The 20,426-nt window shown below is 69.1% G+C and carries 23 protein-coding genes and 1 pseudogene; 9 read left to right on the top strand and 15 right to left on the bottom strand.

What is annotated here, in order from left to right:
• Positions 1-111: 111 nt before the first annotated feature.
• The 3 genes from MZV50_RS20570 to MZV50_RS20560 form a co-directional block, all read right to left on the bottom strand.
• Entirely contained in the window at positions 112-1,110 is a 999-nt protein-coding gene (locus MZV50_RS20570) for a glycoside hydrolase family 43 protein (protein WP_252631132.1), read from the bottom strand.
• A gap of 186 nt (positions 1,111-1,296) precedes the next feature.
• Positions 1,297-1,725 carry a VOC family protein gene (locus tag MZV50_RS20565; RefSeq protein WP_252631131.1) on the bottom strand — a complete coding sequence of 143 codons (429 nt, stop codon included), beginning with the start codon at positions 1,723-1,725 and terminating at the stop codon, positions 1,297-1,299.
• A 97-nt stretch (positions 1,726-1,822) separates the two neighbouring features.
• Positions 1,823-2,485 (bottom strand): glutathione S-transferase family protein, encoded by a 663-nt coding sequence (locus tag MZV50_RS20560; RefSeq protein ID WP_252631130.1) that lies wholly within the window; start codon positions 2,483-2,485, stop codon positions 1,823-1,825.
• Positions 2,486-2,596: 111 nt separating this feature from the next.
• Here MZV50_RS20560 and MZV50_RS20555 point away from each other — a divergent pair, with 111 nt between their 5' ends.
• Positions 2,597-4,804, top strand: a complete 2,208-nt coding sequence (locus MZV50_RS20555) for a methyl-accepting chemotaxis protein (RefSeq protein ID WP_252631129.1) — start codon at positions 2,597-2,599, stop codon at positions 4,802-4,804.
• A gap of 195 nt (positions 4,805-4,999) precedes the next feature.
• On the opposite strand, the gene MZV50_RS20550 is transcribed toward MZV50_RS20555, so the two are convergent.
• A complete protein-coding gene (locus MZV50_RS20550; RefSeq protein ID WP_252631127.1) occupies positions 5,000-6,109 on the bottom strand; it encodes an HPP family protein in 1,110 nt (369 codons plus the stop codon).
• A 198-nt stretch (positions 6,110-6,307) separates the two neighbouring features.
• Positions 6,308-7,198 carry a LysR family transcriptional regulator gene (locus MZV50_RS20545; RefSeq protein ID WP_252631126.1) on the bottom strand — a complete coding sequence of 297 codons (891 nt, stop codon included), beginning with the start codon at positions 7,196-7,198 and terminating at the stop codon, positions 6,308-6,310.
• 135 nt (positions 7,199-7,333) lie between these two features.
• Here MZV50_RS20545 and MZV50_RS20540 point away from each other — a divergent pair, with 135 nt between their 5' ends.
• On the top strand, positions 7,334-7,627 hold the full coding sequence (locus tag MZV50_RS20540; protein ID WP_252631125.1) for a nuclear transport factor 2 family protein: 294 nt from the start codon (positions 7,334-7,336) through the stop codon (positions 7,625-7,627).
• Positions 7,628-7,736: 109 nt separating this feature from the next.
• Positions 7,737-8,411, top strand: a complete 675-nt coding sequence (locus MZV50_RS20535; RefSeq protein WP_252631124.1) for an SDR family oxidoreductase — start codon at positions 7,737-7,739, stop codon at positions 8,409-8,411.
• Positions 8,412-8,514: 103 nt separating this feature from the next.
• Here the strand turns inward: MZV50_RS20535 and MZV50_RS20530 are convergent, their stop codons facing one another.
• The 3 genes from MZV50_RS20530 to MZV50_RS20520 are packed head-to-tail and all read right to left on the bottom strand — an operon-like array spanning position 8,515 to position 11,599.
• On the bottom strand, positions 8,515-8,955 hold the full coding sequence (locus MZV50_RS20530) for a hypothetical protein (RefSeq protein ID WP_252631123.1): 441 nt from the start codon (positions 8,953-8,955) through the stop codon (positions 8,515-8,517).
• Positions 8,956-8,964: 9 nt separating this feature from the next.
• On the bottom strand, positions 8,965-9,885 hold the full coding sequence (locus tag MZV50_RS20525) for a kinase (RefSeq protein WP_252631122.1): 921 nt from the start codon (positions 9,883-9,885) through the stop codon (positions 8,965-8,967).
• Positions 9,886-9,898: 13 nt separating this feature from the next.
• Positions 9,899-11,599, bottom strand: coding sequence for a sensor histidine kinase (locus MZV50_RS20520; protein WP_252635286.1), 1,701 nt, complete (start codon positions 11,597-11,599; stop codon positions 9,899-9,901).
• Between the two features lie 161 nt (positions 11,600-11,760).
• On the opposite strand from MZV50_RS20520, the gene pgsA reads away from it, so the two are divergent.
• The 3 genes from pgsA to MZV50_RS20505 all read left to right on the top strand — a co-directional run bounded on the left by pgsA (position 11,761) and on the right by MZV50_RS20505 (position 15,575).
• The gene (gene pgsA / locus MZV50_RS20515; protein ID WP_252631120.1) at positions 11,761-12,378 is read left to right on the top strand and encodes a CDP-diacylglycerol--glycerol-3-phosphate 3-phosphatidyltransferase; all 618 of its coding nucleotides are present in this window, start codon (positions 11,761-11,763) and stop codon (positions 12,376-12,378) included.
• A 191-nt stretch (positions 12,379-12,569) separates the two neighbouring features.
• On the top strand, positions 12,570-14,351 hold the full coding sequence (locus MZV50_RS20510) for an SLC13 family permease (RefSeq protein WP_252631119.1): 1,782 nt from the start codon (positions 12,570-12,572) through the stop codon (positions 14,349-14,351).
• A gap of 273 nt (positions 14,352-14,624) precedes the next feature.
• Positions 14,625-15,575 carry an IS110 family transposase gene (locus MZV50_RS20505; RefSeq protein WP_252630725.1) on the top strand — a complete coding sequence of 317 codons (951 nt, stop codon included), beginning with the start codon at positions 14,625-14,627 and terminating at the stop codon, positions 15,573-15,575.
• 54 nt (positions 15,576-15,629) lie between these two features.
• Here MZV50_RS20505 and MZV50_RS20500 read toward each other — a convergent pair whose 3' ends face one another.
• Positions 15,630-15,788 carry a hypothetical protein gene (locus MZV50_RS20500; protein WP_252631118.1) on the bottom strand — a complete coding sequence of 53 codons (159 nt, stop codon included), beginning with the start codon at positions 15,786-15,788 and terminating at the stop codon, positions 15,630-15,632.
• 71 nt (positions 15,789-15,859) lie between these two features.
• Entirely contained in the window at positions 15,860-16,039 is a 180-nt protein-coding gene (locus MZV50_RS20495; protein WP_252631117.1) for a hypothetical protein, read from the bottom strand.
• A gap of 284 nt (positions 16,040-16,323) precedes the next feature.
• Here MZV50_RS20495 and MZV50_RS20490 point away from each other — a divergent pair, with 284 nt between their 5' ends.
• The 3 genes from MZV50_RS20490 (at position 16,324) to MZV50_RS20480 (ending at position 18,298) form a co-directional block, all read left to right on the top strand.
• Complete coding sequence (locus tag MZV50_RS20490; RefSeq protein ID WP_223391449.1) at positions 16,324-16,533, top strand: cold-shock protein; 210 nt, start codon at positions 16,324-16,326, stop codon at positions 16,531-16,533.
• Positions 16,534-16,668: 135 nt separating this feature from the next.
• Positions 16,669-17,853 (top strand): patatin-like phospholipase family protein, encoded by a 1,185-nt coding sequence (locus MZV50_RS20485; protein ID WP_252631116.1) that lies wholly within the window; start codon positions 16,669-16,671, stop codon positions 17,851-17,853.
• A gap of 205 nt (positions 17,854-18,058) precedes the next feature.
• The gene (locus MZV50_RS20480) at positions 18,059-18,298 is read left to right on the top strand and encodes a hypothetical protein (RefSeq protein ID WP_252631115.1); all 240 of its coding nucleotides are present in this window, start codon (positions 18,059-18,061) and stop codon (positions 18,296-18,298) included.
• Here the strand turns inward: MZV50_RS20480 and MZV50_RS20475 are convergent.
• From MZV50_RS20475 to MZV50_RS20455, 5 genes and pseudogenes are all read right to left on the bottom strand, one after another.
• Positions 18,289-18,474, bottom strand: a pseudogene (locus MZV50_RS20475) (glutathione S-transferase N-terminal domain-containing protein); the annotation flags it as partial. The gene MZV50_RS20480 and the pseudogene MZV50_RS20475 sit on opposite strands and share 10 nt — an antisense overlap.
• Positions 18,471-18,929 carry an SRPBCC domain-containing protein gene (locus MZV50_RS20470; protein ID WP_252631114.1) on the bottom strand — a complete coding sequence of 153 codons (459 nt, stop codon included), beginning with the start codon at positions 18,927-18,929 and terminating at the stop codon, positions 18,471-18,473. The pseudogene MZV50_RS20475 and the gene MZV50_RS20470, both read right to left, overlap by 4 nt.
• Entirely contained in the window at positions 18,926-19,270 is a 345-nt protein-coding gene (locus MZV50_RS20465; protein ID WP_252631113.1) for an ArsR/SmtB family transcription factor, read from the bottom strand. The genes MZV50_RS20470 and MZV50_RS20465 overlap by 4 nt, the downstream gene beginning before the upstream one ends.
• A 122-nt stretch (positions 19,271-19,392) precedes the next feature.
• Positions 19,393-20,028, bottom strand: a complete 636-nt coding sequence (locus tag MZV50_RS20460; RefSeq protein ID WP_252631112.1) for a hypothetical protein — start codon at positions 20,026-20,028, stop codon at positions 19,393-19,395.
• The gene (locus MZV50_RS20455; protein ID WP_252631110.1) at positions 20,025-20,333 is read right to left on the bottom strand and encodes an autorepressor SdpR family transcription factor; all 309 of its coding nucleotides are present in this window, start codon (positions 20,331-20,333) and stop codon (positions 20,025-20,027) included. Before MZV50_RS20455 ends, MZV50_RS20460 begins: the two co-directional genes overlap by 4 nt.
• Positions 20,334-20,426 lie beyond the last annotated feature (93 nt).

Below are 20,426 nucleotides of genomic sequence, written 5' to 3'. Positions count from 1 at the left end.
GCGTCTCCTTCGCGCGGCGAGAAAAACCCCACGGCGCGGAGGGACGGTGCGATCAACGTGGTTCGCGAACCCCTAACATCGCGCCCACGGCGACGGTTGGTCGCAGAGGTTTCAGGGCCGCGCCGACACCCCAGCCCTGGTCTGAACCACGGGCTTGAGGGTCCCGTCGGCGTTGTAGTGGAGACGCTCGACCGTCACGGCCCGGCGTCCGATCGCGCCGCTCTGATCGCCGATCGCCAGGTCCGCGTTGTGCAGGAAGATATACCAGGCGCCCTTGAACTCGACGATGCCGGGATGGATCGTGAAGCTGTACTTGCCCGATCCGGTGAGCAGTCCCCGATAGGTCCAGGGCCCCGTGATGGCGGGCGCGGTCGCGTAGGAGACATGCTCGTCACGCTGGGTCGACCGGTCCAGCGAGGCGTAGGTCAGGTAGTACAGCTCGCCGCGCTTGTGCAGCCACGGCCCTTCCTCGAAGTGCGGCGGCGTGATCTCGGTGATCGGGCCGTCGATCTCGATCATGTTCGGCTTGAGCTTGGCGATATAGGCCTGACGATTGCCCCAGGCGATCCAGGTCGTTCCGTCGTCGTCGGTGAACACCGTGGGATCGATGTCCTCCCAGCTGTGGGTCCCCTTGGGCGTCATCTGGTTGGTGATCAGAGCGGACCCGCGGGCGTCGACGAAGGGGCCGGTCGGCTTGTCCGAGACCGCCACGCCGATCGCCTTGCCCGGATGGGTGCTGTCGTGCTCGACGGCGGCGTAGAAGTAGAACTTGCCGTTCTTCTCAATCGCCTGCGACGCCCAGGCGTCCTTCTTGGCCCACTTGAAGTCCGTGGCCTTCATGATGGGCGGATACGACGTCCAGTGCTTCATGTCCGTCGTCGAGTAGACCAGCCACTCGCGCATGTTGAACATCTCGTCGCGCTGGGCCTCGTCATGGCCGACGTAGAGGAAGAGGCGGTCGCCGACGACCAGCGGGGCGGGGTCCGCCGTGAACTTGTCCCGGACGATGGGGTTCGAGCCCGGTTCGGCGCCCTTGGTCTCTCGCGCCCCGGCCGGCGCGCCGACCGACAGCGCCGCGACCAGCGCCAACGTCACCAACCCCAATCGCATTTGTCATTATTCCTTGCGTTCCCCCGCAAGAATTACTCAGACAAATTTAGAGGTCAATCGTCCGAAGGTCGGTATTGGTGCCCGTGGCGGAACAAGGATTCGTCGGCCGCCACCGAAACCCCGCTGCGCGTCCCCAACATGCTCGGGTGGAATTTGTCGGACATGCGCAGCGGTGGCCGTCGGTCCTTACCCTTGCTTGGGCGTGGTGTTGATCATCCAGGGGATGCCGAACTTGTCGATCAGGTTGCCGTAGCCGGGCGACCAGAAGGTCTCGGCGAAGGCCATGCCGACCTTGCCGCCCTCGGACAGGGCGTCGAACACCCGCTTGGCCTCGACCGGGTCGTCGGTGTGATAGGTGACGTCGAAGCCGTTCTTGGGCTTGTCGATGTTGGGGGCGAACTCGGGCGGCATGTCCGCGCCCATGATCGACTGGTCGCCGACGTCCAGCCAGGCGTGCATCAGCCAGTCCTTGTACTGGGGATCCATCGGCGGGCCGCCGGGCGGGCCCTCGCCGAACGGAAAGGCGGCGGTGACCTTGCCGCCCAGCACCTCGGCGTAGAAGTCGAAGGCCTGGCGGCACTCGCCCTTGAAGCTCAGGCTGGTGACGATCTTCATGGGGATCCTCCCTTGGGTTTCCGTAACGTTAGTCCAGGACGAAGACGTTTTCACGCGCCGACGCCCGGACCTGTCAGCAGTCGCCCTGACCTAGGCGTCAGGCGTAGGCGTACGGCCCGCCGCGCTCGAGGGCGCGCTGGTAGGCGGGGCGGGCGTGGATCTTGTCCAGGAAGGCCTTGATGTGCGGGCGCGACGACGCTCCAGCCCGCGCGGCGCCGGCCTCCAGCGGGAAGCTCATCATGATGTCGGCGCCGGTCATCTCGCCGCCGGCGAACCATTCGGACTTGGCCAGTTCGGCCTCCCAGTAGTCGACATGGGCCTTCAGCTGCGGGTCGACGAAGCCTTGCTGGGCGCGGGCGGCGACGCTCTTGACCAGGCCCTTCATCAGGCCGGGCGCGCGGGCGGGCAGCGCCGAGAACACCAGCTTCAGCAGCAGGGGCGTCATGGCCGAGCCCTCGGCGTAGTGCAGCCAGTAGGTGTGGCGCAGGCGCTCGGGCGTGCCGGCCGCCGGGATCAGCCGGCCCTGGCCATAGGTCTCGAGGATGTACTCCACGATCGCCCCGGTCTCGGCGATGACCTTGTCGCCGTCGGTGATGACCGGCGACTTGCCCAGGGGATGGATGGCCTTCAGCTCGGGCGGGGCCAGCATGGTCTTGGCGTCGCGCTGGTACCGCTTGATCTCGTAGGGCAGGCCAAGCTCCTCCAGCAGCCACAGCACCCGCTGGCTGCGCGAGTTGTTCAGGTGGTGGACCACGATCATCGGAAGCTCCCCGTTCCATACGTCTGTTTGCATGAACGATGATCACTCGTTCAGCGTTCTGCAAGGTTTACCAAGCCTTCTGCTCCCTTGAGTCGAGTCGGGGGACTTAGGATGACCGGAGCGTTCAGGCGGTTGTCGTTGGCGGGAAAGCTGATGACAGCGGGCGGCGCCGCGTTGGGTGCGCTGCTGATCGCGGGATCGCTGCTGATCACCTGGCAGAGCGGCAAGGCCATGCGCGGCCTGGCCGAACGCTACGCCGCCACCGTGACCGCCCAGACCGGCCAGGAGATCAAGAACGACCTGGACGACGCCGACGCGGTGGTCCGCGCCTCGGCCGGGCTGTTCGCCGCCTCTTACGAGGCCAGCCAGCGCGACCGCGCCCAGTACCTGGCCCAACTGAAGCCGATCGCCCACGCGTCCAAGACTATGCTGGGCGGCTGGCTGATGTTCGCCCCGGACGCGCTGGGCGACGACGCCGCCTTCGCCGGCCGCGCCGACCTGGGCTCGACCCCCCAGGGGCGCTTCATCGGCTACTGGGTGCGCACCGGCGACACCCTGACCTCCGAGCAGGGCGAGGACAACGAGTTCAACGAGGGCTTCTTCAAGACCAGCTTCGACAGCGGCAAGCCGGCGATCCTGGAGCCCTATCGCGACAACATCACCGACGGCGGCCAGACCAAGTACGTGCTGATGACCTCGATCACCTACCCCGTGATCGCGAACGGCAAGACGGTGGGCGTCATGGGCGCCGACCTGGCGCTGGACGACATCGCCGGCCGGCTGAACGCCCTGAAGCCCTTCGACGGCGGCCGCGCCATGCTGGTCTCGCCCGGCGGCCTGTGGGTCTCGCACCCCGAGGCGGCGCTGCGCATGAAGGCCTATGCCGATCCTGGCCTGGGCCAGATCAAGGCGGTGATCGCCGGCGGCGGGCCGACCGTGATCGAGGACATCAAGATCGGCGGCAAGCGCGCCGAACGCCTGGTGGCCCCGGTGCGGCTGGCCTCGGGCGCGACCTGGGCGGTGGTGGTCGACGTGACGGAGGAGGCCCTGCTGGCCCCCGCGCGCCAACTGGCCCTGGGCCTGGCCATCGGCGGCCTGGTGCTGTTGCTGGCCGCCCTGGGCGTGCTGGCCGCGACCTCGCGCAAGCTGATCGCCAAGCCGCTGCTGACCCTGCGCGACACCGTGCGGGTGATGGCCGATCACCGCTACGACCAGCCGGTGGCCGAGCTGGAGCGCGCCGACGAGATCGGGGCGATCGCCCGTTCGCTGGAGACCCTGCGCGCCGAGCTGGCGCGGGCCCAGGCCCTGCGCGACCAGCAGGACGCCCTACGCCAGGCCGCCGACGCCGACCGCGATCGCGCCGCCGCCCTGACGATGTCGATCGACGAGCAGACCGCCGTGGTCCGTCAGGTGGGCGAGGCCCTGGCCGCCGTGGCCGAAGGTGATCTTTCGCGCCGCATCGCCGGCCCGTTCGCGCCGGTCTACGAGCCGCTGCGCGCCGACTTCAACCGCGCCGTCCAGAGCCTGGACCTGGCGATCGGCGAGATCGCCGAGGCCGCCGACGCGATCGGCGCGGCCAGCGACACCCTCAGCCAGGCGTCGGGCGAACTGGCCCGCCGCACGGAACGCCAGGCCCAGGGCCTGGAGCGGGCCGCCGGCTCGCTGAACGCCGTCACCGGGGCCATGGGCGAGGTGGCCGGCGGGGCCGACGAGACCCGCCGCCTGGTCGCCTCGGCCCGCACCGAGGCCGACGAGGGCGGGGCCCTGGTCAGCGAATCGGCCCGCACCATGGGCGAGATCGACGCCTCCTCGCGCCAGATCGGCGACATCGTGGGCCTGATCGACGAGATCGCCTTCCAGACCAACTTGCTGGCCCTGAACGCCGGCGTCGAAGCGGCGCGGGCCGGTGAAGCTGGACGCGGCTTCGCGGTGGTCGCGCAAGAGGTGCGGGCCCTGGCCCAGCGCTCGGCGGACTCCGCGCGGCAGATCAAGACCCTGATCGGCGAGTCGAACGTCCGGGTCGAGGCGGGCGTGGCCCAGGTCGAGCGCACCGGCGCGGCCCTGCATGGCGTCGCCGGGCGGATGGCCGGCATCGACGCGGCCGCCACCCGCATCGCCTCGTCGGTCCGCGAGCAGGCCCAGGACCTCTCGGCCGTCAACGGCGAGGTCGCCGAGATCGAGCGCTTCACCCAGGAGAACCTGGCCATGGTCGAGGACGCCCGCATCGCCGACCAGGCCCTGGCGGGGCAGGGCGCGAGGCTGATGGACCTGGTCGGGCGGTTTAGGTTGGGCAAGGCGGGGATGCGGCGGGCGGCTTAAGGCCAGCCGGCAGGACTCACTCAATTCGCCTTCCTAGGCCTTGTGCCTAGGACCCATGGCGCAGCTGGGTTCGGCGCCGAAGAAGCGCGCCGCCAGCGTGGGCATGCTCTAGTTTCGGATCTGAGCAGCGGAACACTGGGTCCTAGGCGCAAGGCCTAGGAAGGCGGATTTAGTGGGCGAGGATGGGTAAGATCCCTAACCCCCCACCACAGCCTCGACGATGTGCGCGCGGTAGAGCACCGCGATCAGATCCGTCTGGGTGATCACCCCGATCAGCCGGCGCTCGCCGTCGACGACCATGGCCTCGTGGGTGTGGCCGGTGGAGAGGATCGGCAGCAGGGCCGCGATCGGCGTGCCCTCCATGACCTTGTGGACGAAGGGATCCAGGGCCGCTTCGACCTTGCGGCGGCGATTGGCCTGCAGCTCGGCCCGGCGGGCCAGGCCGATGACGCGATTGTCGGCGTCGACCACCGGCGCGGTGCGCAGGTCGTGCTCACGCATATAGGCCAGCGCGCTTTCGGCCGACTGGTCGTGGTGCAGGCTGATGACGTCGCGGGACATCACGTCGCCGCAGCGGATCTGGCCGTGCAGGCGCTGGGCGGCCGACAGCTCGACCTCACGGAACAGGGCGTCCAGGTCCTCGCGGCTGACGTCCAGCAGCTCGCCGTAGCGGGCCAGGGCGACATCCAGGTCGGTGGCGCTGTAGCCGATGCGGCTGGCCGGGGAGGGATCCTTGGCGCCGTGCGGATTGGCCGGCGCGGCCGGCGCGCGGTGCGGATAGGAGTGGCCGGTGAGCCGGCCCCAGATCATCCCGGCGCCGGTCAGCAGCAGCGAGTCGACCGCCACCGGATTGAGGGCGAACAGGTAGCCGGCCTGCGCCACCTTGGGCCCGCCGATCACGCAGATCAGGGCCACGGCGCCGCCCGGCGGGTGCAGGCAGCCCAGCAGCATCATGGTTCCGATCGCGGCGCCCACGGCCAGGGGCGCGGCGACCAGGGTCTGGGGGACGAGCAGGGCCACGGTGATTCCGACCAGGGCCGAGACGATGTTGCCGCCCAGCACCGAACGCGGCTGGGCCAGCGGACTGGCCGGCACGGCGAAGACCAGCACCGCCGACGCCCCGATCGGCGCCACCAGCAGCGGATGCAGCCAGTCGCCGCCGCCCCCGGAAACGGAAGAAACGGCGAAGCGCCCCAGCACGCCGGCGAACAGCAGGCCCAGCAGCGCCCCGGCCCCGCCGCGCAGGGCGTCGATCGGACGAATGGGGCTCTTGCCCCGGACGAGGGCGTGGAGACGGCTGGTCATGGGACGGCGCTCATAACCCGAGCGCGGGGCGTGGTCTTTGCGTTTTTTGTACAGGCGGTTCAAGAAATGCAGCGGAGCAGGCGCGACCGACGTCGGCTTTCGATCCATGGCGGACGTCGGCGAGGTCTGATACGGGCCGTGAAATCCAGGGAGGCCCCCTGACTTGGGCGTTCGGTGACGCCAATGGCGGCTCGCCGCTCAGCCTTGCCGCCGTGCGAAGTCGATGAAGGCCTTGAATGCGGCCGTGGGATTGCGCCGGCTCGGATAGTACAGGCTTAAGGGCGGCAGCGTTGGCGTCCAGTCTTCAAGCACCCGAACAAGCCGGCCTGCATCGATGTCGTCTCGCACGTCGAACTCCATGGCCAAGGTAAGTCCCATGGACGCCAGGGCCGCGGTGCGGGCGAGGCTCGCTTCGTCGAGGGTCAGACCGCCGTCCACGTCGATATGGATCGACTGTCCGTCTTTCTCGAACGGCCAGCGGTGGATGGCGCCATTGGGAAGGCGGACGCGCAGGCAGGCGTGGGCGACCAGGTCCTGTGGGGTCATCGGCGTCCCGCGCGCTTCCAGATAGCTCGGCGCGCCAACCACCACATTGCGCCGGGCGCCGCCGAACGGCAGGGCGATCGTGTCGACCGGCACCCGGTCGGTGCTCCGCACGCCAAGATCGAAGCCGCCGGCGACGATGTCGACCAGACGCCCTTCCGTCACGATGTCGAAGTGGACCTGAGGGTGCAACCGATGAAATGGCAGAACGAGCGAGGCGAAGATCTCGCGCGCCGCCGTCGGAAACGCGTTTATGCGCAGCGTGCCGGACGGGGCGGCCTGCTGAGAGCGCGCGGCCTCCATCGCTTCATGAATCTCCCGGACGGCGGGCGCGACCTGGTCAACGAACCGTTGGCCGGCCTCGGTGAGGGAGACGCTTCGGGTGGTGCGATTGAAAAGCCGCACGCCCAGGGCGCGCTCAAGCTTTCCGACCGCGTTGCTGAGCGCCGTCGTGGAAACCCCGAGCTCAATCGCCGCCGCACGAAACTTACCCCGCCGTGCGACCATGAGCACAGCGTCCAGTTCGGTCAGGTTATGCTGCGCCATTGTCCTGATATTCGTGACAGATCATCCCGTGTTGTCCCGATTATCGCCAAGCCTGTCCACGCCTAACTTCCTGGCGAACCCAGCAAGCAGGACGGTCTTATGACACTCGAACTCCCGCCTCCGATCGCGGCCTATGTGGCGGCCAACGCCCGGCTCGATGTCGACGCCATGGTCCAGCCGTTCGCGGCGGACGCCGTCCTTCGCGACAACGGCAAGGTCTTCAGCGGCCACGCTGAGATCCGGCGCCTTTTCGAAGAAGCCGTGGAGCCCGTGAAGGCGATCTTCACGCCCGACACCCTGCGCCAAGAGGACGGCCAGATCGTTGTCGAAGGCCCCGCCCACGGCGAGTTTCCCGGAAGCCCGATCCGCTTCACCTACCGTTTCACGCTCGAAGACGGCGCGATCAAAGCCGTGGAGATCACGGCATGACCAGCAAGGTTGATCCGACCGAGTTCGCCGGCAAGCGCGTGCTCGTTAGCGGCGGCACCAAGGGCTGGGTCGCGCCACGGTTGAACGCTTCCTGGCCGGCGGCGCCCGGGTGATTACCGCCGCCCGCGCGGCGGCGGAGCCCATCGAGGGAGTCGAGTTCGTCGAGGCGGACCTGACCACGGCGGAAGGTGGCGAAGCGCTGGCCAAGGCGGCGCTCGAGCGCTTCGGGGGAATTGACATCCTGGCGCATAACCTTGGGGGATCGGCCATGCCGCCCGGCGGCTTCGCCGCGCTGACAGACGACATCTGGCTTTCGGAGCTGAACCTGAACCTTCTGGCGACGGTTCGCCTCGACCGCCTCCTGATCCCTCAGATGATCGAGCGCGGCGCCGGCGCGGTGGTGCACGTCACCTCGACCCAGTCGGTGCTGCCCCTGCCCGAGTCGACCACCGCTTACGCCGCCGCCAAGGCGGCGCTGCGCACCTACAGCAAATCCATTTCCAAGGAACTGGGGCCAAAGGGCGTCCGGATCAACATCGTCTGTCCGGGCTGGATCATGACCGAAGGCGCCGTCGACCTGGTGAAGACCATGCAGGCCGCCAACGGCGGCACGTTCGAGGAGGCGCGGCAAGCCGTCATGGCCTGGATCGGCGGCATACCGATCGGGCGTGGCGCAGAGCCGTGCGAGGTTGCCGAGCTCATCGCCTTCCTCGCCTCGGATCGCGCCGCAGCGATCCACGGCGCCGAGTTCGTCATTGATGGCGGGACGGTGCCGACCGTCTGATCGCTGGCCGTAGTCCGCGTTCTCCCCAAGGGGGGGCGTGGACGAACGCCGACGTCTGTTTTCAGCCAGACCGCAACTGTCCGCCCTCCACCGATCCCAGTCCCTAAAACTCCGGTGGATGCGCCAGCGGCGCCAGGTCCGGTTCGACCCAGCCGCGCCGGGCCTCGACCGAGAACAGGCGCTCGCGCGACCAGTGGGTCAGGGGCCAGGCCTTGTCGCCCATCGGCGTGGCCAGCAGGCGGGCGGCCGCTTCGGCGTCGGTGGTCCCCGGCGGCAGGGCGGAGGCGAAGGCGCGGATGCCGGCCAGATAGGCCTGGGTGATGGTCTCGTGATAGCCGTTCTGGTCGTCGTTCACGCCGCCGACCGCGACGTTGTAGGCGCGGATGATGCCCGGCAGGTCGCGCTCCAGTCCCGCGTCGCGGACCCGGACAAGCCGCAGGGTGGCCGTCAGGTGCGCGGCGTGGGTCCACTGGTCCTTGGGCAGGGTCCGCTTCAGCAGGCGCTCGGCGAGGCTGGCGATATCGGCGTCGGTGAAGGCGGTCATGCCCGCCCTTTAGCGACCGGCGTTCGCCAAGGCCAGGGTTTCGAGAGGCCGTCGCGCGGCGTCCAGCCGGATGACCACGTCGGCGGCGCCGGGCAGGTCCTGGGCGATCCAGCGGGTCAGGCGCTCGTAGTGGGCGACGAAGCGGTCCAGGGCGGGGCCGTCCATCGTCTGGTCCGGCGGCCGGCCCAGGTCGGCGAGGCGTTGGCGCAGCCTGTCCTCCTGCTCGCCGCGCCAGGCGCGGACGACGGCGAAGTCCGGCGCGGTGAGCAGCGCCAGACGGTCCAGCCGGCCGAACAGCGCGCGATAGGGGCCGGCCAGGGCGGCGTTGGCGAAGCCGCGCCAGGTCCCGTCGGGGTCTTCGTCGCGTTCTAGCGAATTGACCGCCGCCGCCAGGGCCTCGGGCGGCTGCGGGCGGGCGCCCACGCACCAGCCCTCCAGCAGCACGATGTCGGCCGGGCCCTCGAAGATCGGCCAATCGGCGGCGGGGGCGCGATCGTCGGCGGCCTTGTCGAAGCGGGGCAGGGCGGTGGGACCGGCGCGGGCCAGGGCGTCCAGCGTCGCCACACCCAGGGCCGGATCGTGCGTGCCGGGAACGCCGCGCGTGCGCAGCAGCGGATGAACCGCGCGGGCCAGCCGCTCGCGTTCGGTCCGGGGCAGGTACAGGTCGTCGATCGACAGGGTCGCGACCTTCAGGTCGCGGGCCTCCAGCAGCAAGGCCAGCAGGCCGGTCAGGGTCGACTTGCCACAGCCCTGGGGGCCGCAGATCCCCACCACCAGCGGTGCGGCCTCGCGCGCCTCGGCCCAGGCGGCGATGCGCCGGGCCAGCGGCCGGTGCAGGCGCGCGGTTAGATCGGCGAAGTCGGGCGGCAGGCGCTCGTCGCGGACGAAGGCCGAGACCAGGGCGCTCTCGCCGTTCGCCGTCAGGGCCATCAGATGGGGGCCATCAGAAGGCGTTGCTCCACCGCGCCTGCTCGGGCAGCGGCAGGCTGGCCTCGAAGACCAGGCCGTCGGGGCGGAAGTCGAACCGGGCCTGGCCCTTCTGCTCGCGGCGGATCGAGCCCTCGATCAGGCGGGTGCCGAAGCCGGGCTGGGCGGGCGGCTTCACCGGCGGACCGCCGACATCGCGCCAGGTGAAGGCCAGGACGTCGGTCACCGGGTCCAGCCGCCAGGTGATCTCGACCCGACCGCCGGGGGCCGACAGAGCGCCGTACTTGGCGCTGTTGGTGGCCAGTTCATGGAACACCATCGACAGGCCCACCGCCGTGTGCGGGGCCAGGGCGATCTCGGGTCCCGCGCGGTCGACCCGCTCGACATGGGCGCCGACGCTGGCGGCGACCAGCGCGCCCATGTCGGCCTCGCGCCAGCCGCTGCGGGTCAGGAGGTCGTGGGCGGCCGACAGGGCGATCAGCCGGTCGGTGAACACCTCCAGCGGCGCGCCCCCATCCTCCAGATTGGGCACCTTGGCGAAGGTCTGGCGCGCCAGGGCCTGGACGGTGGCCAGGGTGTTCTTCACGCGGTGGTTCAGCTCGTTGATCATCACCCCCTGGCGCTCCTCGCGGGCCTTCAGCTCGCGCGAGGCCGAGCGCAGGGCGGCGTGGACGGCGGCGATCTCTTCCAGGCTGGCGGGATTGGCCGGCGGCAGGCTTTCGCGGCGACCGATGGCCTGGGCGTCCAGCACCAGCTGGCGCATGTCGTCGTTGATGCGGCGCGAATAGACCAGCGACACGGCGATCCCCAGGCCCAGCAGCACCAGGAAGATGCCGCCGCCCAGGGCCACCGAGCGGTTGACCGTGCTGGTCAGGTCCCGGCGCGGGATGGCCACCACCAGGGTCCAGCCGGTCTGGGGCGAGCGCGTATAGGCGACCATGGTGGGAACGCCTTCCAGGGACTGGCTCTTGTTCACCCCCTCGGTAGAGTGGCGCAGGTTGTCCTCCATGTCCTTGGAGGCCAGGGCGCCGGTGAACTTCTCGTTCAGCCGCGAGCGGGCGATGACCCGGCGGTTGTTGTCCAGCAAGGTGGCCACCCAGTTGTCGGGCACCCGCTGCTGGCGAAACACCGAGGTGAACGACTGCGCCTCCACCACGTAGGACAGGATGTAGGTCTCGCCCTTGACCATGATCGGCGTGGCCACGGTGATCACCGGCTTGCCGGAGACCTTGCCCTGGCGCAGGTCCGAGATCTTGCTGCGGCCGGCCAGCAGGGCGTTGGTCAGTTCGTTGGCGCGCGGCGATCGCGGCAGCGGCTCGCCATAGGGCTTCAGCGTGTTGAGGATCTGCTGGCCGTCGAGGTCGGAGACTACGATCCAGCCCGGCCGCTTCTGGGCCACGCGCTGGGCGCGGGCGTGGAAGTCGGCCCAGTCGCCGTTGAGCAGGGCCTGGTCGGTGGCCAGGGTCTCGGCGACCGAGATGCCCACGGCGGCCTGGCGGTCGACGGCGCCCGACAGAGCCCGGGCGGTGGTGACCAGCTGCTGGTAGAGCTGCCCGCGCGACTCGCGATCGGCGGTGGCCAGCAGCAGGCCCATCGACAGCAGGGCCGGGACCAGCAGGCTGACGCTCAGGAGGACGAGGCGACCGCGCACGGAGCCGACGCGGCGTCGCGCGCCGTAGTCTTCTCCCTCGAGGCTCTCACCTCCGGACCCATCCATGCGCAGGCGCGCCCGCTGCGACCAGAGCGCCATGTCGCTCTTCCAGCCTGTATAACGAACGGAGTCGCGTCCCGCGTCCCAAAAACGGTGGTCTCGTTCCAAACGCTCGCCAAACAGCTGGGCCGTATCCCTGGCGGGGCTTTGTGCGTTATGAGACGGCCATGAAGAACCTGCCCAACATCCTGACCGCCTCGCGCCTGGTGATGGCGCTGTTCATGTTCGTCGCCCTGGCCGCCGCCGCCGGCGCCGTGCCGTGGGTCAGCGACCAGCTGACGGCCGAAAGCCAGCTGCGTCTGGAGCGGTGGGCGTTCTACGCCTTCGTCGTCGCCTCGGTGACCGACTTCTTCGACGGCTGGCTGGCGCGCAAGCTGGACGCGGTCAGCATCTGGGGCGCGATTCTGGACCCGATCGGCGACAAGATCCTGGTCTGCGGCGCGCTGCTGGGCCTGATGGCCCTGGGCCCCAACGCCATGGTCGTGCTGCCGGCCGGCCTGATCCTGTTCCGCGAATTCACCGTCAGCGCCCTGCGCGAGGTCGGGGCCGGCAAGGGCGTCAAGCTGCCGGTGACCCTGCTGGCCAAGTGGAAGACGACCCTGCAGCTGGTCGCCATCGGCGCCGAGCTGATCCTGGCCTCGTGGGGCGCCTTCAACCTGTCGCCGGACACGGGGGTGATCGGCGGCTTCACGCTCGTGGCCCACGGCCTGCTGTGGGTGGCGACGATCGTGACCCTGATCACCGGCGCGCAATACTGGGAAGCCGCGCGCAAGGCGCTGGCCTGACAGCAATCCTCCCCCTAGCGGGGGAGGTGGTCCGGAGGACCGGAGGGGGAAGTCCTGCCGAGCCTGCTTCTTCCCCCTCCGTCGTCTCTTCGAGCCGACACCTCCCCCGCTGGGGGGAGGATTTGGTCGGGCGCTGAACCATCCGCCCTGCTTCCCCGTTTCCCCAGCACAGCTTCGGGGAACAACCACACGTGACACTGCACCAAGGCCTCGCCTTCGGCCTGATCGCGACCACCGTCGCCGCCTTCGTCTGGGGGCGGTGGCGCTATGACCTGATCGCGCTGGGCGCCCTGGCGGCCGGGATGGCCCTGGGGCTGATCCCGGTGAAGGAGGCCTTCGACGGCTTCGCCAACGACATCGTCATCATCATCGCCAGCGCCCTGGTGCTGTCGGCCGCCGTCGCCCGCTCGGGCGTGGTCGACATGCTGATGGCCCCTCTGCTGCCCAAGCTGAAGGACGAGCGCACCCAGGTGCCCGTGCTGGCCGGGACGACGGCGTTGCTGTCGATGGCCACCAAGAACGTCGGGGCCCTGGCCCTGATGATGCCCAGCGCCCTGCAGATCGCCCGCCGCACCGGCGTGCCACCCGGACGCCTGCTGATGCCGATGAGCTTCGGCTCGCTGGTCGGCGGCTTGGCGGTGCTGGTCGGCACCTCGCCCAACATCATCGTCTCGGAGGTGCGCCAGGAGACCCTGGGCCAGCCGTTCAAGATGTTCGACTTCTTCCCGGTCGGCGGGATCCTGACGGTGATCGCCATCGCCTATCTCACGGTCGGCTATCGCCTGCTGCCGCGCGAGCGCAAGGCGGCGATCGACGTCGACGCCGCCCTGGCGGCCCAGGCCTATGTCACCGAGGTCGAGGTCCCCGAGGACTGGAGCTTCGAGGAAGGCCGCGTGGGGGCGCTGAAGAAGGCCGCCGAGGGCGCGGTCTCGGTCGTGGCCATCCTGCGCCGCCGCCGGCGGATCGAGGCGCCGCACGCCAATCTGAAGATCCAGCCTGGCGACGTCCTGCTGCTGGAGGGCGAGCAGCAGGAGCTGAACCAGCTGATCGTCAAGACCAAGCTGCGGCTGCGCGACGCCGATCGCCCCGTGGCCATGAGCGAGCCGACCGAGGAGGTTCGCGTCGTCGAGGCGGTGATCGGCGGCGAGAGCGACTTGATCGGCAAGTCGGCCCGCGGCGTCACGCTCAGCGACACCCATGGCGTCAACCTGCTGGGCGTCAGCCGCAGCGGCCATCGGATGGCCGGGCGCCTGGCGACCATTCGTCTGAAGGCCGGCGACATCATCGTGCTGCAGGGCGCCGAGCAGTCGCTGCCGGGCGCGCTGCAGGCCCTGGGGCTGCTGCCCCTGGCCGAGCGCGAGGTGCGGCTGGGCGGGGTGCGCCACGCGGTGCTGCCGACCGCCATCCTGGTCGCGGCCATGGTCCTGGTGGCGACGGGCCTGGTCCCGGTGGCGGCGGGCTTCTTCGGCGCGGCGGTGCTGGTGGTCGCCACCGGCGCCCTGCGCATGCGCGAGGCCTATGCGGCGCTGGAGGCCCCGGTGCTGGTGCTGGTCGCCGCCCTGATCCCGGTCAGCGACACGATCCAGAAGACCGGCGGGGCGGATTTGATCGCCGGCTGGCTGTCGGGTGCGTTCCACGGCCTGCCGCCGATCGCCACCCTGACGGCGATGATGGCCGTGGCCATGGCCGCCACCCCGTTCCTGAACAACGCCGCCACGGTGCTGATCGCCGCCCCGATCGGCATGGGTCTGGCCCAGCGGCTGGGGTTGTCGCCCGATCCGTTCCTGATGGCCGTGGCGGTCGGGGCCGGCTGCGATTTCCTCACCCCCGTCGGCCACCAGTGCAACACCCTGGTGCTGGGGCCGGGCGGCTACCGCTTCGGCGACTACGCCCGCCTGGGCGCGCCACTCACCGCAATGATCTTGCTGATCGCGCCCTGGCTGATCGCCTGGATCTGGCCGTTCGCGAAATAGATCCTCCCCCGCGATGCGGGGGAGATGGCCCAGAGAGCCAGAGGGGGCGAGCTGGGCTTAGGCCGCATCAGCCCCCTTGTCTGTTGATTTGGTGGCATTGTGACGGGGTCTTCCGGGACGCTCGCTTGGCGGAGGAACGCCAAGCGAGCTGTCGGCGGAGGGGCCGTTTGCCCCCGAGCGTTTGAGTGCTGGGACTGAGCAGGGCCGCCGCCGACGTTTCATGACCCGGATGGTTGCAGGGACGGATGGGTCCGAAGCCACAAGGATGGGTCGATGGAACGGGTGGAGCGTAACACGAAAATCGCCGGGATCGACGTAGGCAAGCGCTGGCTGGACGTCGCCGTCCATGGTCAGGGCGAGACGCGCCGGTTCGGCAACGACGAGACGGGCCATGAGGCGCTGATCGGCTGGTTGACCGAGCAAGGCGTCGTTCGGGCGGGGCTGGAGGCGACGGCGGGCTACGAGCGCCAGATCCGGACCCGGCTTGAAGCGGTGGGCCTTGAGGTCGTGGTCCATCAGCCGCTGGAGGTTCGGCTGTTCGCCCGGCTCAAGCGCTGGAAGGCCAAGACCGATGCGCTGGATGCGGCTTTGATCGCGGCGGCGACGGCCCAGGTCGACACGGTCCGCGCCGCCCAGGACCCGCGCCTGGTTGAACTGGCCCAGCGCCTGACGGCCTACGAACAGATCACGGATCAGGCGGCGGCCATGAAGACCTTCATGGAGCACGTCGACCTGCCCGACCTGATCCAGACCCTGGACGAGCAGATCCAGAGCCTGTCGGACCTGAAGGCCAGGCTGGCCGATCAGATCCTGGAGCAGATCAAGGCCTGTCCAGACCTTCTGACGCGTCACCGCCTCTTGATGTCGCTGCCCGGCGTGGGACCGATCGTGGCCGCCAGCCTGCTGATCCGCATGCCCGAACTGGGAAACCTCCGGCGCGGGCAGGCCGCCGCCTTGCTCGGCGTAGCGCCCTTCGATCGACAGTCGGGACAATGGAAGGGCCAGGCCTTCATCGGCGGCGGACGGGCTCGCCCGCGCCACATGCTCTACCTGGCCGCCATCGCCGCCAAGCGCTTCGACCCTGGCTTCAAAGCCTTCGCCCAGCGCCTGCGCGACGCCGGAAAACCTCCCAAGGTCGCCATCGTCGCCGTCATGCGAAAGCTCATCGAAGCCGCAAACCTCGTGCTCGCGAGGCAACTCCCCTGGAGGTCTGTCGCACCCTGAACAACATGGTTGCTCAGTCGCTTCGTGACAGCTCCCCCGCATCGCGGGGGAGCATCAATCGTTCGCCGCCAGCCGGTCCAGCGCCTCGGCCATTTCGGGCTCGGTCGCGCCGTCCAGCAGCCAGGCCGGATCGGCCGGGGGGCGATCCTCGTCCTCACGGCCGACCCGCATCATCGAGGCCAGCAGGGCCACGCCCGTCATCCGCAGAACCATCGTCGTCTCCTTCGCGATGATGTTTCTGAGAATGAATTGCAATTACGACTCTCGCAAGGCCGATTTCGGGTTCAGCGCTTTTTCAGCAGGACCGCTCTGCGGCGCGAGGCTTCGCGTTCCAGCGGGGTAATCACGCTGGCGACTTCGCGGCGCTGGGCGGGCGTGCCGGTGACGTCCAGCCGGCGGGCGTTGGACAGCAGCTGTTTCAGTTCGGCGTCGCTGAGCGTGGGAATTTTGTCGATCAAGGTCATACCGAACTCCGGTCGTCATCGGACGAAAAAGACTCGCCCGACAAGGCAACGCTCGAACCGGGAAAGGGGTGGTGGAATCTCTCTCAAGTAGATCGAAAATTATTTTCCTTGCCTTTCAAGTTGAATTGTCGACTTATACGGCATCGAATTCGCTGCCGATCGGCCTGCTATTCCTTGCTCCCGCGGTGGAGCGCCGGACGCGCCTTCCGAACTTCCAACGAAATTTGATCGTCACCCGGGACGTTTTCGGATGACGAACACCCATGTCTACAAGGATACTCGCCATGGCTACTGGCACCGTGAAGTGGTTCAACAGCGTCAAGGGTTTCGGTTTCATTCAACCGGACAACGGCGGCTCGGACATCTTCGTTCACATCTCGGCCGTCGAGCGCGCGGGCCTCGGCTCGCTGAATGAAGGCCAAAAGATCTCGTACGAGCCGGAAGTCGACCGCCGCAGCGGCAAGACCTCGGCTGGCCAGCTGCAAGCTGTCTAATCGACGAACGATCGCGGACCCCTCCAGGGTTCGCCAACGACAGGCCGGCGCTCGCGCCGGCCTGTTTGCGTTTGGCCCGCTCGCGTTCCGGAAGACCCCTTGACGGCGGCGACCGTCACGGCTTTCCCATTCGCCATGGCCCGGTTATTCGCCGCCTTGCTGTCCGTCCTGCTGCTGGCCGCCTGCGGCTCGCTGCCGCGCGACCCGTTCACGGCCAGCGACCTGGCCGGCGAGGCGCCGCAAGGCCTGAGCGACGTCCGCTTCAACGCCAGCGACGCGGGTGCGGGCATCCGCTTCGCCGAGGCCGCCCGCACCCGCCGCGCGGGCCAGAAGACCTTCGACGTCCTGGCCATCTCGGGCGGCGGCTCGAACGGGGCCTACGGGGCCGGAATCCTGGTCGGCTGGACCAAGACCGGCCACCGGCCCGAGTTCGACATCGTCACCGGCGTCTCGACCGGCGCCCTGACCGCGCCGTTCGCCTTCCTGGGCCCCGACTGGGATCGCCGCCTGACCGAAGCCTACACCAGCAAGGCCGCCGACCGGATCCTGGAGCGGCGCGGCCTGGACCTGCTATTCCGGCCCGGCTTCTACGACACCAAGGCGCTGCGGGGGCTGGTCGAGAAGTATGTCGACGCGCCCATGCTCTATGCGATCGCCATGGAGCAGGCGCGAGGCCGCCGCCTGCTGATCGCCACCACCAATCTCGACACCGAGGAGACGGTGATCTGGGACATGGGCGCGATCGCCGCGCGGGGCGACGAGGCCTCGCTGAAGCTGTTCCGCGACGTGTTGGTCGCCTCGGCCAGTATCCCGGGCGTCTTCCCGCCGACCCTGATCGAGGTCGAGGGCAGCGGCCGGCGGCTGTCGGAGATGCATGTCGACGGTGGGGTGACGACGCCGTTCTTCGTGGCCCCCGAATCCCTGCTGCTGTGGACCGCGCCCAAGAGCGGCGAGGCGCGGCCGGGCCGGATCACCGTGCTGGTCAACGGCAAGGTCGGCGGCGCGTTCGGCTTCACCAAGGGCGGCACCCTGTCGGTCCTGGGCCGTTCGTGGCTGACCATGAGCAAGGCGCTGATGCGCACCCATCTGACGGCCAGCGCCGCCTTCGCCCGGCGCAACGGGGGCAGCCTGGTCTACGCGGCCATTCCCGACGACGCGTTGGTCGACACCTCGGGCCTGGACTTCAGCGCCAGCAACCGCATCGACCTGTTCGAACTGGGGCGGCGGCGGGCCGAGATGGGCGTGGCCTGGACGACGCCGGCGACGCCGGAAGAGCCTACGCCGCCGCTGGTGGCCACCCCGGCGGCGGCGAGCCGGTGAAATCGGCCATCTGCGCCGCCAGGGCCTTCTTGAAGGCCGGCCGGTCCATGCAGCGCTCCATATAGGCCGCCAGCCTCGGCTGCTCGGCCAGCAGGGCGGAGGGGCGTTGCGCAGCACGTCGGTCATCAGCAGATCGCCGGCCGTGAAGCGCTCGCCGTCCAGATAGGCGTTGTCACCCAGGCGCGCGGCCAGTTCGGCCAGGCGCGTGCGCACCGCGGCCTCGACGGCCGGACGGCGCTCCTTGGTCCAGGCCGCCCCGGCGTTGAACACGTCGATGTCGGCCAGGCCGCCGATCGGGATCTCCATGGTGTTGAGGGCGCAGAACATCCAGGTCTGGACCCGCGCCCGCCCGGCCGGATCGCGGGGCATCAGCGCCTCGGAGCGCTCGGCCAGGTGCAGCACGATCGCCCCGCTCTCGAACATCTCGACCTCGCCGTCGACATAGGCGGGGATCTGGCCGAACGGCTGCTTGGCGCGATAGGCGGTCTTGTCCTCCAGGTGGATCAGCTCGGCGTCGTAGGGCAGGCCGGCCTCTTCCAGGGCCCAGCGCACCCGCAGGTCGCGGACGTGGCCCTTGGCGAAGTCCGGAACCCATGCGAAGGCGGAAACGATAGCGTTCATTGCACGGTCTCCAGATAGGCGGTGAGCTTGTCGAGCAGGCTGGTCCAGCCGCCGACGTGGGAGTCGCGGGCCGCGATGGTCTTGAACGGGGCCTGGTGGAAGCGGAACAGCGTCCGGCCGCTGGCCATGGTCAGGAAGGTGACGGTGACCAGGTTGTCGACGTCCCAGGCGCCGTCGTCCCACTTGAAGGTCATGACGATGCGCTCGTCGGGAACGATCTCCTGGTAGACGCCCGACTTCCAGACCTCGCGGCCCTCGGCGCTCCTCATGCCGAAGCGATAGGTCCCGCCGACGCGGAAGTCCTGCTCGACGCCGATCGGTTCGAAGGTCTTGGGGCCCCACCACTTCATCAGGTGCTCGGGCCTAGTCCAGACACGGAACACCAGCGCGCGCGGCGCGTCGAAGATGCGCTCGATCACGAGTTCGTCGTCCTGGATCAACACGGTGTCGGTCATGCGTCGGACTCCTCGGGCTCGGCGGCCTGCAGTTCCGCCAGATAGTCGGCCATGCGGTCGAAACTGGCGTCCCAGAAGCGGCGGTAGTGGTCGATCCAACCGTAGGCGCGCTTCAGCGCCTCGGGCTCCAGCTTGCAGGGGCGGGCCTGGGCCTCGCGCGAGCGGCTGATCAGGCCCGCGCCCTCCAGCACCTTCAGGTGGCGCGAGACGGCGGGCAGGCTGATGTCGAACGGCTGGGCCAGTTCATTGACCGTGGCCTCGCCGCTGGCCAGCCGCGCCAGGATCGCGCGGCGGGTCGGATCGGCCAGGGCCGCGAAGGTGGAGGAGAGGGGATCGGTCATCTATTTAACGAGTGTGTTATTTAATGAGTTTGTTAAATTGGGGGCGCGCGCCTGTCAAACGAAAAGAGCCGGAAGGCTGCCCCTCCGGCTCGCGCGATGTCGATGGCTTGGGCTGGCGCGCGCTAGGTCTGGGCCCGCAGCGCCCGGCGGCTGAGGACGGCGTTGGTGATCAGGACCACGAATGCAATCAGCGGGACGAAGAACAGCGCGGGCATGTCCAGGACCAGGGCGCTGACCATGATCCCCAGGCCGGTCAGGGCCATGGCCCAGCCCATGCGCAGGGCGACCCGGGTCCACACGCCCGGCGCCGGCGCGCCGACGCCGGTGGGCGGCTCGACCTTGGCGAGGAAGTTGCCCTGCGCCGTCGTCATCGCGCCCAGAAACAGGGTGATGCCTCGCAGTAGGGTTTCGCGGCCCAGATTCTCCTCGGCGATGAAGTTGCGGGCCACCCAGCCCTGCATGACCAGCAGCGCCAGGCCCGACGCCACCAGGCTGACCTCGGTCCAGCGGCGATAGTCTTCGGAAGGGCGGGGGATGGCCGTCGCCAGCCGGTGCTGGGCGACCAGCCATCCGGCCCCCAGCCAGATCGGGCAGAAGGCGATCACCGCCACCTGGCTGAACAGCCGCCGCCACTCCGGCGAGCCGTCGAAGGCGGTCAGCGGACCCAGCTGGGGAAACTTCCAGGCTAGCACGCCCAGGGCGACCGCCGTCATTTCGCTGAAGGCCAGCAGCACGACCATCTTGGTCTTGTTCTTCACTTCGAACCCTCCTCGCTGCGCAGGGCCGGAGCGCCCTGGATCTGAAGGCCGATCCCGAGGGACTCGGCGAAGCCCAGCAGCGCGTCTTCCAGCACCGACAGCCGCAGGGTGTAGGTGATCGTCGTTCCCTGCTTGTCGGCGAAGATCAGCCCGGCTTCGCGCAGGGCGGCGAAGTGGGCCGACATGGTCGCCTTGGAGCTGGAAAAGTGGCTGGCCAGCTCGCCGGCGGTCATCGGGCGCTCCCTCAGCAACTGCAGGACACGGCGCCGGGTGGGGTCGGAGAGGGCTTTGAAGACGCTGCTCATATTTGTTATTTAGCTAAAGATCGAAATATCAGTCCAGCCCCTTTCTTCACGGCGTCGTGGCAAGCCTCCCAGAGGCGAACCGCGTTCGCCGGG

Source organism: Caulobacter segnis, from assembly GCF_023935105.1.
In the GTDB taxonomy this organism is placed as follows: Bacteria; Pseudomonadota; Alphaproteobacteria; order Caulobacterales; family Caulobacteraceae; genus Caulobacter; species Caulobacter segnis_B.
Note: the sequence above shows the minus strand (reverse complement) of the source record. Positions and strands in the feature narration are given on the sequence as shown.

What these genes read in the sequence shown, in the direction of transcription:
- MZV50_RS20570 (WP_252631132.1), bottom strand. Translation starts at nt 1,110, where the DNA reads ATGCGATTGGGGTTGGTGACGTTGGCGCTGGTCGCGGCGCTGTCGGTC.
- MZV50_RS20565 (WP_252631131.1), bottom strand. Translation starts at nt 1,725, where the DNA reads ATGAAGATCGTCACCAGCCTGAGCTTCAAGGGCGAGTGCCGCCAGGCC.
- MZV50_RS20560 (WP_252631130.1), bottom strand. Translation starts at nt 2,485, where the DNA reads ATGATCGTGGTCCACCACCTGAACAACTCGCGCAGCCAGCGGGTGCTG.
- MZV50_RS20555 (WP_252631129.1), top strand. Translation starts at nt 2,597, where the DNA reads ATGACCGGAGCGTTCAGGCGGTTGTCGTTGGCGGGAAAGCTGATGACA.
- MZV50_RS20550 (WP_252631127.1), bottom strand. Translation starts at nt 6,109, where the DNA reads ATGACCAGCCGTCTCCACGCCCTCGTCCGGGGCAAGAGCCCCATTCGT.
- MZV50_RS20545 (WP_252631126.1), bottom strand. Translation starts at nt 7,198, where the DNA reads ATGGCGCAGCATAACCTGACCGAACTGGACGCTGTGCTCATGGTCGCA.
- MZV50_RS20530 (WP_252631123.1), bottom strand. Translation starts at nt 8,955, where the DNA reads ATGACCGCCTTCACCGACGCCGATATCGCCAGCCTCGCCGAGCGCCTG.
- MZV50_RS20525 (WP_252631122.1), bottom strand. Translation starts at nt 9,885, where the DNA reads ATGGCCCTGACGGCGAACGGCGAGAGCGCCCTGGTCTCGGCCTTCGTC.
- MZV50_RS20520 (WP_252635286.1), bottom strand. Translation starts at nt 11,599, where the DNA reads ATGGATGGGTCCGGAGGTGAGAGCCTCGAGGGAGAAGACTACGGCGCG.
- pgsA (WP_252631120.1), top strand. Translation starts at nt 11,761, where the DNA reads ATGAAGAACCTGCCCAACATCCTGACCGCCTCGCGCCTGGTGATGGCG.
- MZV50_RS20505 (WP_252630725.1), top strand. Translation starts at nt 14,625, where the DNA reads ATGGAACGGGTGGAGCGTAACACGAAAATCGCCGGGATCGACGTAGGC.
- MZV50_RS20500 (WP_252631118.1), bottom strand. Translation starts at nt 15,788, where the DNA reads ATGGTTCTGCGGATGACGGGCGTGGCCCTGCTGGCCTCGATGATGCGG.
- MZV50_RS20495 (WP_252631117.1), bottom strand. Translation starts at nt 16,039, where the DNA reads ATGACCTTGATCGACAAAATTCCCACGCTCAGCGACGCCGAACTGAAA.
- MZV50_RS20490 (WP_223391449.1), top strand. Translation starts at nt 16,324, where the DNA reads ATGGCTACTGGCACCGTGAAGTGGTTCAACAGCGTCAAGGGTTTCGGT.
- MZV50_RS20485 (WP_252631116.1), top strand. Translation starts at nt 16,669, where the DNA reads ATGGCCCGGTTATTCGCCGCCTTGCTGTCCGTCCTGCTGCTGGCCGCC.
- MZV50_RS20470 (WP_252631114.1), bottom strand. Translation starts at nt 18,929, where the DNA reads ATGACCGACACCGTGTTGATCCAGGACGACGAACTCGTGATCGAGCGC.
- MZV50_RS20465 (WP_252631113.1), bottom strand. Translation starts at nt 19,270, where the DNA reads ATGACCGATCCCCTCTCCTCCACCTTCGCGGCCCTGGCCGATCCGACC.
- MZV50_RS20455 (WP_252631110.1), bottom strand. Translation starts at nt 20,333, where the DNA reads ATGAGCAGCGTCTTCAAAGCCCTCTCCGACCCCACCCGGCGCCGTGTC.